The sequence below is a fragment of the Desmonostoc vinosum genome (assembly GCF_059505385.1).
This window is the reverse complement of the sequence record NZ_JCACKM010000030.1, coordinates 13,616-27,685: the sequence shown is the minus strand read 5'-3', so window position 1 is coordinate 27,685 and position 14,070 is coordinate 13,616. Positions and strand designations below refer to the sequence as shown.

The following is a 14,070-nucleotide window of genomic DNA, read 5'->3' as shown; positions in this document are numbered from 1 at the left end:
TTGGAGAAAATATGTTAGAATATTAGCATTAGTAACGGTTAACAACCGTGCCGTCAGAGGATAACCCTTCCAGCTTAGACTGGCGTTTGATAAACGTGCCACAGGCGAAGTGCAAGTTCCATAGACAGAGGATTGTTAGCAGCGCCTCACCTAGAAGTTTCTCCATAACTTCGACACATATAGCGGTCAGTTAGACCGTTTTCGCCTCTGGACTGGTGAGTGCCGACACTACCAGGATGAATGAGGAAGTAAGCATCAAACTAGATCATGAGCAGATTTGTCTACTTATGAACAGTTGTGAATAGGTCTTATGTAACGGAAGACTGAAAAATAAAATTGCCGTGTCAAGCGATCGCCTGACCGGCAACTATCCAGTTTGAGAATTTTTACGTAGTAGGATTGGGAGAAAAATCCTTGTTCCTAAGAATTTTTAAGCTTTAGCTGCTTTTTGTTGCTGTTTACGCTTCATTGCTGAGGTAGCGCCAAAAGCACCGAATGCTAATACACCCAACATAGAAGCAGGTTCGGGGACATCTTTTGGTGGTTCGCTAGAGAATGTACCACCTTGAATAAATACAGCTGAGTCTAGAATGCTATCTCCGGCATCAGCGATCGCCAGCTTAATTTTATGCTTACCGACGCTCAATCCTTCTACTTTGGCAGTAAATACCTTGGTGAAACCATCATATTGAATATTGAAAAATGGCCCACCATCGGATGCATCGTTGTTATTGTAGAACTCAGAATTTTTAGCGTTAGTGCCCAAAGGATTACCACCATTGACATTATTAATTGAAACTGGTGTAGTAGTTCCAGGAATTAACGCAATATTGTTACCATCTAAGAAGAAGCCAAATACATCATTAAAACTACTATTGACATATTCGTTGTACTCTTCTGACGCAAAGACGTAGTTAAAAAAGAGATTGCCTGTATCCGAAACAAAATCAAATTCAAGAACACTGGCATCGAAAGTATTAAATCCAGGAATCAAGCCGTCCAAATCAGCATCACCAGGTAAGCCGTTATTACCTGTTGCACCATCTTGATTATTTGGCCCTGGTGCCAAGTTAGCATCACCAGAAGTTAAAATAATTCCATTTTCGATGCCAATTCCTGAAGCAATACCACCTGTAAATGTGCCAGATGCAATAGGAGCGCCATTATAAGTAGCATTTGACACTGTAATGCCTGAACCCAAAATACTATTAACTAAAACATTCGCGTCGCTAGTGTTAGTGATGTTAACAGCGTGAGCAGGTGCAGTTACTAATCCTAAACCGAATAAAGAAACGGCACTATACTTTAATAAATTAGTCAAGGATTGCATGATATTTTTTCCTGGAAAAGTGAATTTTAACGATTGATATGTTTACATATGCATACAAAGAATTACGGCAGAGATAAGCATCGTGCCTGAAAATTTATATGCAAGTATTTAGCCTTTGGTTATCGAAAAAGCTAGCGATTTTTTGTCAGACGTTACAGAGAAATACTGGAGAACATTTAGATGTTTAATCTCGCTTTTGCCTTTAATTAACTAGTGAGGTGTTTGTCCGTGATTTCCTCACTTGTCTATATTACGTAGAATACTAGAAAAATTATTTTGTGGCGAGAGTTTTTACGTAGATTCACACAAGAATTACATTTTAAATTTGATAGTATTACAGCCAGAACTTAGATAAATAGCACTGTAAATCAGAATTATCGATTAGTTACTTAGATAAAACTTTGTAAAATTAGACTACTGCTTTAAAATAGGTTTATAAATAGAATTGTGTGTTAATTAGAAACTGTGTAGCGATCGCACCTCAGAACACCGAAAGTAAAAAAGCTGTCATGATCTTTGGTGAAAGGGAATCGGGAACAGGGGAAACTAATACTAATTTGAAAAAGAATGCAACAAATGCAAACTTTGAAACCCATGCTAAATTTGGATTTTTTAGTTTTTAGTTGTTAATTTTGAATTTACAAAGGGTCAAAGTAGGTATTTATTTAGCTGCTTACAGTAAAGCTAGATTCCACTGAATTTAAAATTTCTGAAGTTCTCTGTAAAAATTACATTTTCAAATCTTCTTAATATCTCTAAAATAGAGATAGTTATACCGTTTTTTTGTGAAGTTGCAGAATTGGTATTACAAAAAACGGATGTCATTTGACCTTTTTAACCTTATATCTCCCCTGAGCCATTGATTATGAACTTCTCGTCAGCACGACAATATTTTTACCAGGAAATTCAGCAAACTGACGAGCATATTGACCTAGCAAAGGCAGCTTTATACATCGCACAGGAAGAATATCCCAATCTTGATCCAGAAGAATACCTCAATGCTCTCGCTACAATGGCGTTTGAAGTTCAAGAACGCTTACCCACTTCACGGTATCCTCTGCGAATAATTCAAAGCTTAAATCAGTATCTTTACGATGATTTGGGATTTGCAGGCAATAAAGTTAACTACTACGATCCTCGTAATAGCTTTCTCAATGATGTGGTTGACCGCCGAACGGGAATTCCTATTACTTTGGCGCTAGTTTATTTAGAGATTGCGCGACGAATTGATTTTCCAATGGTAGGTGTGGGAATGCCAGGACATTTCCTAATCCGTCCAAATCTTCCAGATATGGAGATTTTTGTTGATACTTTCAATCGTGGTGAGATAATATTTGCGGAAGATTGTCAACAGAGGCTGTCTAGGTTTTATCAACAACCAGTGACGCTACAACCAGAATTTTTAGCAGTGGTGAGTCATCGGCAATTTTTAGCAAGGATGCTCACAAATCTTAAGTATATTTACTTAAAACAGCAAAACTTAGAAAAAACCTTAGCAGCAGTGGAACGAATTTTGTTGCTGTTTCCTAGTATGACCTTAGAATTGCGCGATCGCGGTCTGATTTATTATCAACTCGGTTACTATCCTCAAGCAGTAGAAGACTTGCAAAATTACTTAGCCAAAGTTCCTGACGCCGAGGATGCATTGGTGATTCAGCAGTTAATTACCAAATTGGGCAAGAAGGGATGAGGGGGATGAGGAGAATAACCTAATGACAAATGACAATTCCCCAATCCCCCACAACTAAACTATTGACTAAATTCTTCTGCGACTCGTTTGAGGCGGCGTAGTTGGGCTTGCATGTCTTGTTGTGTCCAAGATGCAGCGAAGGTATTGAAACCCCAACTTATTAAAGGGTTGGGAATCTCAAACTCAAAGCGGTTGAGTAGGCGCGTTCCCTTTTCAAGCGGTTGACATTCCCAGCGATCGCTTCCTTGAAAAAATCCCTGGAATTTCCATACTATTAAACCTGGTTGCCGTTCTGTAACGACGCTATTTAAAGTGGGTTGAAGTAGAGGAATTTGAATTATAAAACGACTTTGACTACCTACATCTGTACTCCATGCTTCACCTACTGGTTCGCAGCGTAAGACGGGATTCAGCCAGCGATGCATGATTGCTAAGTCAGTAATACAGCGTTCCACTACCGCAGCTGTGGTATTGATTTGAATTGATTGCTCGAAAATTTGGGACATTCCACGCCCTTTGTGGTGTTGCTGCAATTTAGAGTAGCGCAAAATGTCAACGCTACCAGTATATTACATACATACTACAAATATTACAGAATTGCAAAACGGAAACATATCTTAATAGTCGTTCACATCGTTTTTCATCTGTCGCTTGCAGGAAGTATTCATCAACTTGTTTAGATGTAATCAGCCTAAGTCTGAATGAAAGGAAACTCTAACAGGGAACAGGGAAAACTAGGTTGCCCAAAAGGTTGAGGTTTCAACCTATGTTGCATGACAAGGAAGTGGGGATTAGGGATTGGGTTTTCAAATTGCGTTTGTGCGTTACTCCTTAACCGTTAAAAGGCCTCACTGTGTAACAAAGTCAAAAATTACTCTTGATATGAGTGCCATATATGTTTTTACTAGTAAGTTGATGGACAAAATACTAGTAAACTTACGGAGATGAGAGATTTTTCCCAGAAATCCACTCTAAAAGCATTTTAAGTGTGGGCGATGAATTATTCACCTTCTTTCCTAAAAAACTATGAATACAACTTGGCAAGAAATGACCCAGGTCATAGGGCTTAGTTTGTCGATGAGGACGCAACAACTTTTGGCACAATCGCCAAGTTTGCAACCAACGCAGCAAGCAGTGAACCAAGGGATCACTGATGTGCAAGGAATTTTTCAGCAGTTGATTCTGTTTACACCCCGGTTGCTTGGGGCTGCGGCAATTTTATTGGTTGGTTGGTTGATTGCAGCGATCGCCGCAGCTGTGGCGCAGGGAATCCTGAATCGCACGAACATAGATAACCGAATTGCCGCTGGAGTAACGGGTCGTGAGGGTCTTCCCCAAGTGGAGAAATTACTCTCCAGCTTGGTCTTTTGGAGCATTATCTTGTTTACTGCGGTAGCTGTTTTACAAACATTACAGCTAGAGATAGCTTCTCGACCGCTAAATACTTTTCTTGAACAACTTGTTGGCTTTTTGCCAAAGTTAGTTGCTGCGGGGATTCTTTTTGGGGTTGCTTGGGTATTAGCGACTATTGTCAAGCTGGGAACGATGCGGATATTACAAGCATTCAGGCTAGATGAGCGTTTAAATCAACAATCGCTACAAGATCCCATCAGCCTTGAGCAACAGTTATCTTTGAGTGAGACGATTAGTAATGCTCTGTACTGGTTCATTTTCTTATTATTTCTGATTCCAATTTTAGATGCTCTGGATCTAAAACAGGCACTACAACCAGTACAAGCTTTAATTACACAAATTCTCTCAATTCTGCCCAATATTCTCGCGGCGCTGCTAATTGGCACTGTTGGCTGGTTTTTAGCTAATGTAGTGCGGCGGATTGTCACTAACTTGCTAGCCACAACTGGCATAGATCACTTAGGCAGCCGATTTGGACTCTCTTCCTCGACGGGAGTACAACCTCTGTCGAATATTATCGGCACAATTGTCTATATTCTGATTTTGATTCCTGTGGCGATCGCAGCCCTCAATGCTTTAAGAATTGAGGCTATATCTGTACCTGCAATCAGCATGTTACAGCAGATACTCAACGCTCTGCCAGCAATCTTTACGGCAGCAGCGATTTTAATTGTTGCCTATTTCTTGGGTCGGTTTGTTGCCGATTTGGTAACGAGTATTCTGACTAGTCTGGGTTTTAACAATATTTTCTCTGTCTTAGGTTTGCCTACACCAACCAGACGGATTGTGATTCCCGCAGAACCAGCAGCGCCGGCGCAGCCAACCCGCACTCCATCGGAATTTGCTGGTATTGTCGTCTTAGTTGGCATATTACTGTTTGCTGCGGTTGCAGCGGTGAATATTTTGAATATTCCCGCCTTAACAACATTAGTCACCGGAATTTTAGTAATTTTAGGGCGGATTCTGGCTGGATTAATCATCTTTGCTATTGGTTTATTCTTGGCAAATTTGGCTTTCAACCTGATTACCAGTTCTGGCGATCGCCAGGCGCGAATTTTGGGTCAAGTGGCGCGGATTGCTATTATTGCCCTAGTCTCAGCAATGGCACTACAACAGATTGGTGTTGCCAGTGATATTGTGAATTTAGCCTTTGGACTTTTGCTAGGTGCGATCGCTGTTGCTATTGCTTTGGCTTTTGGTCTAGGCGGTCGCGATATTGCCCGTGAGCAAGTTCAAAATTGGTTAGACTCTTTTAAAGGTAGAAGCTAAAAGTCGATAGATTCCCGACTTAATTTGAGAGTCGGGGATCTGGTTTCACACAAATGATTCATCGGTGATTAGAGATAATTTCATGCTGGGGAATGGGGAATTGGGAATGGAAAATTGATTACTCTCTGCATCCCCGCGTCCCCGCGTCCCCTCGTCCCCGCATCCCCGCATCCCCGCGTCCCCTCGTCCCCTCGTCCCCGCATCCCCACCCTTGATTCAACTTTTTACTTTGAGTTTCTGTTGCAATTCATCTTTGATGCGGTTGAGAATTGAGGCTTCATCAAGGGTTGATAAAATACGATTAATTACGGCTTTCGGGCCATCGGGGCCCCAAGTTGCACCATTAGCTAGATAAACTTTGGTAACTTGTCCGATGCCATAGGAAGACACACCCGCGACACCTGCCTGAGTTATTGCCACCGATATGTAGGGGCCTATAGCTACGCCAGCTGTAGCTGATGCAGAGATACCAAGTAAAGTTTTCAATCCACTCAAGCCTAAGTTGGCTAACAATTCACTTACACCAATACCACCCATACTCAAAGCGATTTTTTGTAGTAACTGCACCGCACCGGCTTCAGTCATGGAGATGCCATAAAGTTTAGATAAGCCCAAAATAAGAGTAATATCAATGACAATACTGCTCAGTATATCTACCACAGTGATAGGGTTGAGAGCGATCGCAACTGCCTTGGTAATCACAGCTTTCCAAATTAACTGATTCGCGTTCTGTTCTCGAATCATCAGTTTTCGCTGCACCAACTGCTCATTTAAGTTGTCAGCATACAGCATAGTATTGAGGGCAACCAAGGCTTTACCCTCACGGTGCAAAATCTCTAAAATTTTCAGCTTCAATTCTTCGATTTGAGCAGTACCTGTACGCAATTGCACGCCTCGACTACCATCAGGACGATAAATTGCCGTCTTCACCAATGGTGATGCTGCCGCCATGACAATCTCTAGAGGTGAGAGTAATTGCCGCACTCTTTCATCCCGGATTTTATGATAGATTGCCATGCGATCTGCTTCTGGATACTGGTCTGTTTTGTTAAACACTAAAATGATTGGTTTACCAGCTTCTCGCAGTTGAGAAAGGGCAACTTGTTCTATCTGCATCATGTCGCCAGCAATCACAAACAAAATTAAATCTGCCTGTTTTGCTATTTGTTCAGCTAATGCAGCACGAGTCTCCCCATCTACTTCATCTAACCCAGGAGTGTCAATCAACTCTACCTGAGATTGACCGATCGCAGGTAAAGTAACTCTTAATGCGCGTTGTGTTTCTCCTACTGCTTCCTCAGTGATAGTCCAATTAACGCGTTGTGCAGCACGGGTAACACCATGCAAGGGGCCTGTTTCAAATACTGTTTGCCCCACCAAAGCATTGAGTAGAGAAGACTTGCCACGTCCCACCATGCCAAAAGCAGCGATTTGTACGACCATGTAGTCTAATTTCTCCAGCATGGTTTCCAAATCACCAATTTCTGCCTCCAAACCGTCTTTTTCCTGGGGGGTGAGGTCGAGATTAGCAACCAAATTTCGTAGCGCTGTTTGTGCTTGTTTATAGTTGAGTTCCGTTTGAATATCCTCAAAGCTAAAAATGGCACTATCGAGTTCATCCTCCCAATTGTGAGAATTAATCTCAGCGTCGGTCGAATCGCTATGATGAGAATCGGGCATGGGTAATGTAGAAGTCATATCAATTTGAAATTTTAAATTCACCCCGTCTTTTATCGTAATGATTTTTAACCTGCATTGGTAAAAGAGTATGGTCAGTGCGACATACCAGATATTATCATTTGGCATCCTGAAAGCAGATTAGGAGAAATTGTTGCTATGCTGCGTGAAAGGGAATTAAAGCCTTAATGCAAAAGGAAAAAGGAGATTTTTAAGTAAGCCGTTATTTGCAAGTCAAATTTATGACCATCACATTAGCTTCCCAGAAGCGATTATTTAAGGCACAGGCTACGTATTTGGCGGCACAGATGTAAGAAGCTGAGACTTTAGATTTAGAGATTAAAATAGAGTTAGCAAAGGTAGGGTTTACTTGATTAGGAGGTTCTATGATGAATTTACAAGAAATTATTAATTCTATTGAAAGTTTACCCACAGAAGAACGGGACTATTTGTTTGAGTTTCTCCGTAAAAAAAAGGAGGAATCTAGAGGGGATAATTTTTGGGAGGGATTACAAAAATTTAGAAGCGTAATCCAAAGCGAGGGGATTATCTTTACTGATGATGACTTCGCTGACTTACGAGATCGCAGTATGGGAAGAGAAATTGATCTATGAGCTTAAAATACTTACTGGATACCAATATTTTCTCAGAGCCAACACGTTCTATTCCTAATGTCAACGTTTTGCACAAACTAGATATTCATAAATCAGAAGTTGCTGTTTCTAGTGTTGTTATTCATGAACTTTTACATGGCTGTTTGCGGTTGCCAGAATCTAAGCTGCGAGAGTCTCTTTGGAATTATATTCATGAATCGGTATTAAATTTACCAGTCTTTGATTACGATTTAAAGGCGGCACAATGGCACGCTCAACAAAGGGCTAGATTATCCAAAATTGGCAAAACTCCTGCTTTTGTAGATGGTCAAATTGCGAGTATTGCTTACTGTCGTAATTTAATATTGGTAACTAATAATGTTTCTGATTTTGAATTTTTTAATAATTTAAAGATTGAAAATTGGTTTGTTAATAGCACTGAAGTTGTCTAAGGCGAGATCAGGGTAAACATAACTTGTGAAAGTTTTGTTAGATGCTAATATCATTATTAGTTAATTTGGATTTTAAACTGAAATCAAATATACAATCCAAAATTCAAAACGCTCACGCAACGAGCATTTCAAATTTAGTTTGTTTCAACTAGATATTCATTTTCCAGGTTACAAGAGCATTAAACTTTAGCAGTATATTTAGCAACATTGCGATTGTGAACTTCTAATGGAAGTTTTATCGCGCTAAAGTGGGTCTGGGAGGACAAAAAGGGGGAGAATAGTTTTGATATCGAAAAGAACTTTTTTCGATATCATCTTGACAGGACTATACTCAGCACTACTTCCAGCCTTGAAAGACGAGGAGTGTCCGAAAAAGTAGTAGAGTAAAAAATGCATCTAATAGCGTTAGAATCTTGACGAAATCAACTGTGCGGAAAATTGTTATTGCCGGTAACTGGAAAATGTTCAAAACCCAGGCAGAATCTAAGGAATTTTTACAAGGATTTCTGCCTCACTTGGAGGAAACGCCCGAAACGCGAGAAGTGTTGTTATGTCCTCCTTTCACTGGCTTAAGCGTTTTATCTAAGTATTTGCATGGTAGCCGTGTACAGTTAGGGGCGCAAAATCTTCATTGGGAAGAATTTGGAGCTTACACGGGTGAAATTTCTGGCCCCATGTTGAGCGAAATCGGTGTGCGTTATGTGATTGTTGGTCATAGCGAACGACGGCAATACTTTGGCGAAACGGATGCAACCGTTAATCTGCGTTTGAGAGCTGCTCAAAGGCATGGTTTGATGCCAATTCTCTGTGTTGGCGAAACTAAGCAACAACGAGACGCTGGGGAAACTGAATCACTGATTATTAACCAATTGGATAAAGACCTAGTGGATATAGATCAGGAAAATCTAGTAATTGCCTATGAACCAATTTGGGCAATTGGTACTGGCGATACTTGTGAAGCAACTGAGGCCAACCGGGTAATTGGCCTCATTCGTAGCAAATTGGGTAATCCCAATGTATCAATTCAATATGGTGGTTCAGTCAAACCGAATAATATTGATGAGATTATGGCTCAACCAGAAATTGATGGTGTTCTTGTGGGAGGAGCAAGTTTAGAACCAGAGAGTTTTGCTCGGCTTGTAAATTATCAGGAATTGTAAGAAGTCAGAATTTGTGTTGGTGATTGATGGGATAAATTTTGCTGTAGAGACGCGCCATGGCGCGTCTTGAATACCTAATTAAGCCATGAATCGTCTCTACTTGAATGCTTAATTAAATTTATGCCAAGTAATTTAATGATTGGGGAACGCTGTTTCGACTGGGGACAGCGAACCTATTTGATGGGTATCTTAAATGTGACGCCTGATAGTTTTAGTGATGGAGGCGAGTTTAACACTGCCTCTGCGGCTTTAGCGCAAGCACAAGCGTTAGTGGCTGCTGGTGCTGATATAATCGATGTCGGTGGTCAATCAACTCGGCCAGGTGCAAAACAAATAACTCTAGCGGCAGAACTTGACCGAGTGCTGTCAGTGTTGCAGGTGTTACGACCAAAAATTTCAGTCCCCATTTCTGTGGATACAACTAGAGCATCTGTAGCTAAAGCAGCTGTAGAAGCTGGAGCAGATATAGTTAATGATATTTCTGGTGGCACTTTTGACTTAGATATGTTGTCAACGGTTGCAAATTTAAATGTGCCGATTGTGATCATGCATATCCGGGGAAACCCACAAACGATGCAACAACAGACCGATTATCAAAACTTGATGGCAGAGATTTATAGTTTTTTAGCAGAACAAATTACAGCAGCAACCGCTGCGGGCATTGCCCAGGATAAAATCATCATCGATCCTGGAATTGGCTTTGCTAAAACCTATGAGCAAAATTTAGAAATTTTTCGCTGCTTGCAGCTACTGAAGCCATTAAAGTGCCCTATTTTAATAGGAGCATCTCGTAAAAGTTTTATTGGACGCATTCTTAACCAACCAGACCCAAAAGCAAGAGTTTGGGGAACAGCAGCAGCTTGTTGTGCTGCCATTTTTAATGGTGCTGATATCCTGCGAGTTCACGATGTTCAACAGATGCGTGATGTGTCGCTGGTAGCTGATGCTTTATTTCGAGCCACAGCGCGGCTTGATTTTTAGGTATTACCATTCTCAGAGTTTTTGGTGTTAGTTTCTTGAACTACTGACTCGGCAATTAACTGATCGTACACTTCGTTAGATTTAGCTGGGTCTAGAAAAACAATTTTGGCATTATTGCTTTCGCTCAGTTTTTGGCTAGCATCTACGTAATCTTGAGCTACGAGATACCGTAGAATTTCTTTGCTTTCGGGATGGGAACGCAAGGCTTGAGCAATGATTTGCATTGAAGTCATTGTTCCTTGGGCTTTTTTAATGGCGGCTTCTTTCTCTCCCTCTGCTTCGGAAATTAGTGCCCGTTTTTTAATTTCAGCGGCTCGTTCTTCTTCCATCGATTTTCGCACACTTTCAGGGGGTGTAATTCTCTGAATGTCTAGGCGCAGAATCTCAACTCCCCAGTCTGCGGTTGTATGATTTAATTGGTCGAGTATGGCTCTGTCCATCTCAGAGCGGGTAACATTGGTTTCTTCTACAGTGTTTTGAGCAATGATTTCTCGGAGTGTAGTTGTTGCTAGTTGTGTCAGCGCTGCTTGGAGATCCTCAATTGCGTAAAAGCTTTTTTCAATATCTCTAATCCGCCAGAACAATACAGCATCGATTTCTAAATAGATATTATCTTTGGTGATTACATTCTGCGGCTTAATATCTAAAATTTGCTCCCGTGTAGTATCCTCCATAACAATTTGATCGACTAGGGGAACAATAAAGTTAAGTCCGGGTCTGAGTCTGCGATGATATCTCCCCATACGCTCTACTAAAGCCTCATTACCTTGATTAATCAGCTTTGCAGAACCCAGGGCATAACCTATAAGGGCTAACACTATAGCAATAATTGGCTCCATACATGCTCCTATTCAGCTTTTGGGGGAATTTAGTGTAAAGGACATGGTACTACTTTGTCCTATCTCTAAGTCTAATGTTTTGAATTTGTAATTTTATGAACACAGCGGTGTTGCTTGGTGACAAGTTACTGCGTGTCTTGTGAGTCTTGTACAGATAGAACAGTCTGAGAATGCGATCGCTATTAAAGCACCTTGATCACACGCTGGCAAGGAGTGTTAGTGTAATTAACTTTACTTGCATAACTAGCGATCGTTTACACGGATATCCTGAAAGCTAAAACTTAAACCATAATAGGGAGACTTGGCAACAACATGAGAATGGGGAATTGGTATTTCTCCCCCGGTGACTGAGCTTATCTAATCCCTAGGCTAAAAAGAATAAAACCTCTCTACCCTTTTTCTTATTTTCCGTAATAAACCCTGGCATTACCATATCCCAAATCTCGCAGATAGTCGTTCCATTGCTCAGCATCCGAACGCTGAGGAAAAGGGCCTACCGCTACATGTGGCCCTCGCGGTTTGGTTCTTTCAAAAACAATGTCATATTGTCCAATTCTCTGCCGGATTTGACTAGCTATAGTGTTTATATCTTCCAATTTGGCGGGAATAACTACATAGTAACGATTAGGATCATCTCGCCGATAAGACCCGTCATTAGTAGAATACCCAGTGGAAGCAGTGGAAGAAGTAACCTCTTGTCCGTTAGAAGATCTAACTACTCGCGCCCCATAAATTCCTCTTGATTCCAATTCTCTAATCCGCTGTTGAGCGCCAGATGACCTATTAAATACCCCTGACTGAATTACAGCACGCCCATTAAATCGTCGGACATAAGCGCTGGGTTCAATTCGACGAACTTGTTGCAATGTCTGAGTATCATTACCTTCAACATACACAAAGTAGCGCTCAAAGTTCTGGCTATATTGCTGTACTGATTCGGAGAGCTGAAAGTTCTGCTCATATTGATTAACTTCTACTGGTTGCGTTGGTTGCAGTTGCGGTAACGGCTGCTGACTCAAAGGAACTGGTTGGAGATTTGGCAGTGGTGGTAAAGTTTCAATTACCTCCTGTTGAGCTAGTAATACTTTACTGTTGTCTGTTTGCGCTTGAGTTGGCGTCGCGTAAGAGAATAACGCTAACCACCCTCCTAATAACAACAGCATCCGAAATGGTATGACTGGATTGAAGATTACACTTGACATATGAGTCACAAACAAAAACTAATGAATTCGCTGTTGTAGCAAATATATCGTGGGGAATTGGGAATTGGGAATGGGGAATTGTCATTAAACCTCTTGCATAAATCTTTTTTTGCCGGGCTACGCCCCGCTTCTCTACGAGACGCTTCGCGAACGCTAACACGCATAGACAAGGCAGCAGTTTCCCGGCGTCTTTGCGCCCTCCTGCCTCATACCAACAAAGCGCTTAACTAGCAAGGGTTTGAAGAGTGTATGTTAGAATTGAGCAGTTACTAAAATAGTGCTGAGTAAAATGAGTCCCGTTCGAGTGCATTAAACCCACGAGTGAAGCGTCGAAATACATAGGCTATGTCGGGAATAGCCATTTGCTTAGCAAAAATTTAAAGATATGAAAAAAGTCGTCGTTGGTCTTTCTGGTGGTGTTGATAGTTCCACTGCCGCTGCTATCCTACATAATCAGGGTTATGAAGTGATTGGTTTGACTCTTTGGCTGATGAAAGGCAAAGGTCAATGTTGCTCTGAAGGAATGATCGACGCGGGGTATATTTGTGAACAACTTGGCATTCCCCATCAAATTGTAGATATTCGGGATGTCTTTCAAACTAATATTGTTGACTATCTAGTGACTGGTTATAGTGCGGGAATCACACCTTTACCTTGCTCTCAATGCAATAAAACTGTCAAGTTTGAGCCAATGGTGCAGTATGCTCGCGAACAACTGGGATGCGATCGCATTGCCACAGGTCATTATGCCAAAATTAGCTATGACCAAGCAACTGAACGTTACCAATTATTAAGGGCTGTTGACCGCAACAAAGACCAGTCTTACTTTCTGTATGCTTTGTCTCAAGATTTACTAGCAGCATCTGTATTTCCTCTAGGAGGATTACAAAAAGCTGATACGCGTCGCCTCGCTACAGAATACGGACTGAAAACTGCTGATAAACCAGAAAGCCAGGATTTATGCTTAGTGGAAAGTAACGGTTCCATGCGAGCGTTTCTGGATAAGTATCTAGCCCCCAAACCAGGCGACATTGTAGATGTCACAGGCAAAGTTTTGGGACAGCATGATGGTGTCCATCACTACACGATTGGGCAACGCAAAGGTTTGGGTATTGCTGCCCCAGAACCACTGTATGTGATTGAATTAGATGCGGTTAACAACAGAGTAATTGTAGGCGATCGCACTAAAGCAACTCAACCAGAATGCACCGTCAACCGAGTCAACTGGGTATCCATCGCTGAACCATCTACGCCAATTCGCGCAGAAGTTCAAATCCGTTATCGTTCAATGCCCACACAAGTCACAGTCATCCCTCTAGAAAACTCCCGTGTCCGCTTAGTGTTTGATGAACCTCAGTTCAGCATCACCCCCGGACAAGCCGCAGTTTGGTATGACGGCGATCAAGTGTTGGGTGGTGGCATTATTGAACAAGGCTAGGGTTGATGAGGACGCAAAGACAGGCA

At 41.5% G+C, this 14,070-nt stretch carries 14 protein-coding genes; 8 read left to right on the top strand and 6 right to left on the bottom strand.

Annotated elements, in window-relative coordinates:
• Window positions 1–28: 28 nt before the first annotated feature.
• Both AC5JMF_RS04390 and AC5JMF_RS04385 read right to left on the bottom strand, forming a co-directional pair.
• On the bottom strand, window positions 29–166 hold the full coding sequence (locus AC5JMF_RS04390) for a hypothetical protein (protein WP_495794504.1): 138 nt from the start codon (window positions 164–166) through the stop codon (window positions 29–31).
• Between the two features lie 264 nt (window positions 167–430).
• Complete coding sequence (locus AC5JMF_RS04385) at window positions 431–1,330, bottom strand: choice-of-anchor L domain-containing protein (RefSeq protein WP_495794503.1); 900 nt, start codon at window positions 1,328–1,330, stop codon at window positions 431–433.
• Between the two features lie 449 nt (window positions 1,331–1,779).
• On the opposite strand from AC5JMF_RS04385, the gene AC5JMF_RS04380 reads away from it, so the two are divergent.
• Complete coding sequence (locus AC5JMF_RS04380) at window positions 1,780–1,953, top strand: hypothetical protein (RefSeq protein WP_495794502.1); 174 nt, start codon at window positions 1,780–1,782, stop codon at window positions 1,951–1,953.
• A 242-nt stretch (window positions 1,954–2,195) separates the two neighbouring features.
• Window positions 2,196–3,020, top strand: a complete 825-nt coding sequence (locus tag AC5JMF_RS04375) for a SirB1 family protein (protein WP_495794501.1) — start codon at window positions 2,196–2,198, stop codon at window positions 3,018–3,020.
• Window positions 3,021–3,079: 59 nt separating this feature from the next.
• Here AC5JMF_RS04375 and AC5JMF_RS04370 read toward each other — a convergent pair whose 3' ends face one another.
• Window positions 3,080–3,526, bottom strand: coding sequence for an SRPBCC family protein (locus AC5JMF_RS04370; RefSeq protein WP_495794500.1), 447 nt, complete (start codon window positions 3,524–3,526; stop codon window positions 3,080–3,082).
• Window positions 3,527–4,046: 520 nt separating this feature from the next.
• Between AC5JMF_RS04370 and AC5JMF_RS04365 the strand changes: the two genes are divergently transcribed.
• A complete protein-coding gene (locus AC5JMF_RS04365; protein ID WP_495794499.1) occupies window positions 4,047–5,702 on the top strand; it encodes a mechanosensitive ion channel in 1,656 nt (551 codons plus the stop codon).
• A 216-nt stretch (window positions 5,703–5,918) separates the two neighbouring features.
• Here AC5JMF_RS04365 and AC5JMF_RS04360 read toward each other — a convergent pair whose 3' ends face one another.
• Window positions 5,919–7,400 (bottom strand): GTP-binding protein, encoded by a 1,482-nt coding sequence (locus tag AC5JMF_RS04360; RefSeq protein WP_495794498.1) that lies wholly within the window; start codon window positions 7,398–7,400, stop codon window positions 5,919–5,921.
• Between the two features lie 365 nt (window positions 7,401–7,765).
• Between AC5JMF_RS04360 and AC5JMF_RS04355 the strand changes: the two genes are divergently transcribed.
• From AC5JMF_RS04355 to folP, 4 genes are all read left to right on the top strand, one after another.
• Window positions 7,766–7,993, top strand: coding sequence for a hypothetical protein (locus AC5JMF_RS04355; RefSeq protein ID WP_495794497.1), 228 nt, complete (start codon window positions 7,766–7,768; stop codon window positions 7,991–7,993).
• Window positions 7,990–8,424: a type II toxin-antitoxin system VapC family toxin gene (locus AC5JMF_RS04350; RefSeq protein ID WP_495794496.1), complete on the top strand. Its 435-nt coding sequence runs from the start codon at window positions 7,990–7,992 to the stop codon at window positions 8,422–8,424. The genes AC5JMF_RS04355 and AC5JMF_RS04350 overlap by 4 nt, the downstream gene beginning before the upstream one ends.
• A gap of 428 nt (window positions 8,425–8,852) precedes the next feature.
• Window positions 8,853–9,584 carry a triose-phosphate isomerase gene (tpiA, locus tag AC5JMF_RS04345; protein WP_495794495.1) on the top strand — a complete coding sequence of 244 codons (732 nt, stop codon included), beginning with the start codon at window positions 8,853–8,855 and terminating at the stop codon, window positions 9,582–9,584.
• Between the two features lie 120 nt (window positions 9,585–9,704).
• A complete protein-coding gene (gene folP, locus AC5JMF_RS04340; RefSeq protein ID WP_495794494.1) occupies window positions 9,705–10,565 on the top strand; it encodes a dihydropteroate synthase in 861 nt (286 codons plus the stop codon).
• Here folP and AC5JMF_RS04335 read toward each other — a convergent pair.
• Together AC5JMF_RS04335 and AC5JMF_RS04330 are read right to left on the bottom strand one after the other, a co-directional pair.
• Window positions 10,562–11,404 (bottom strand): SPFH domain-containing protein, encoded by an 843-nt coding sequence (locus AC5JMF_RS04335; protein ID WP_495794493.1) that lies wholly within the window; start codon window positions 11,402–11,404, stop codon window positions 10,562–10,564. The genes folP and AC5JMF_RS04335 overlap by 4 nt on opposite strands.
• Window positions 11,405–11,805: 401 nt before the next feature.
• Window positions 11,806–12,606: a hypothetical protein gene (locus AC5JMF_RS04330; protein ID WP_495794492.1), complete on the bottom strand. Its 801-nt coding sequence runs from the start codon at window positions 12,604–12,606 to the stop codon at window positions 11,806–11,808.
• A 385-nt stretch (window positions 12,607–12,991) separates the two neighbouring features.
• Between AC5JMF_RS04330 and mnmA the strand changes: the two genes are divergently transcribed.
• Complete coding sequence (gene mnmA / locus AC5JMF_RS04325) at window positions 12,992–14,044, top strand: tRNA 2-thiouridine(34) synthase MnmA (protein WP_495794491.1); 1,053 nt, start codon at window positions 12,992–12,994, stop codon at window positions 14,042–14,044.
• Window positions 14,045–14,070: the final 26 nt, after the last annotated feature.

What these genes read in the sequence shown, in the direction of transcription:
- AC5JMF_RS04355 (WP_495794497.1), top strand. Translation starts at nt 7,766, where the DNA reads ATGATGAATTTACAAGAAATTATTAATTCTATTGAAAGTTTACCCACA.
- AC5JMF_RS04385 (WP_495794503.1), bottom strand. Translation starts at nt 1,330, where the DNA reads ATGCAATCCTTGACTAATTTATTAAAGTATAGTGCCGTTTCTTTATTC.
- mnmA (WP_495794491.1), top strand. Translation starts at nt 12,992, where the DNA reads ATGAAAAAAGTCGTCGTTGGTCTTTCTGGTGGTGTTGATAGTTCCACT.
- AC5JMF_RS04360 (WP_495794498.1), bottom strand. Translation starts at nt 7,400, where the DNA reads ATGACTTCTACATTACCCATGCCCGATTCTCATCATAGCGATTCGACC.
- AC5JMF_RS04375 (WP_495794501.1), top strand. Translation starts at nt 2,196, where the DNA reads ATGAACTTCTCGTCAGCACGACAATATTTTTACCAGGAAATTCAGCAA.
- AC5JMF_RS04350 (WP_495794496.1), top strand. Translation starts at nt 7,990, where the DNA reads ATGAGCTTAAAATACTTACTGGATACCAATATTTTCTCAGAGCCAACA.
- AC5JMF_RS04330 (WP_495794492.1), bottom strand. Translation starts at nt 12,606, where the DNA reads ATGTCAAGTGTAATCTTCAATCCAGTCATACCATTTCGGATGCTGTTG.
- AC5JMF_RS04335 (WP_495794493.1), bottom strand. Translation starts at nt 11,404, where the DNA reads ATGGAGCCAATTATTGCTATAGTGTTAGCCCTTATAGGTTATGCCCTG.
- AC5JMF_RS04390 (WP_495794504.1), bottom strand. Translation starts at nt 166, where the DNA reads ATGGAGAAACTTCTAGGTGAGGCGCTGCTAACAATCCTCTGTCTATGG.
- folP (WP_495794494.1), top strand. Translation starts at nt 9,705, where the DNA reads ATGCCAAGTAATTTAATGATTGGGGAACGCTGTTTCGACTGGGGACAG.
- AC5JMF_RS04365 (WP_495794499.1), top strand. Translation starts at nt 4,047, where the DNA reads ATGAATACAACTTGGCAAGAAATGACCCAGGTCATAGGGCTTAGTTTG.
- AC5JMF_RS04370 (WP_495794500.1), bottom strand. Translation starts at nt 3,526, where the DNA reads ATGTCCCAAATTTTCGAGCAATCAATTCAAATCAATACCACAGCTGCG.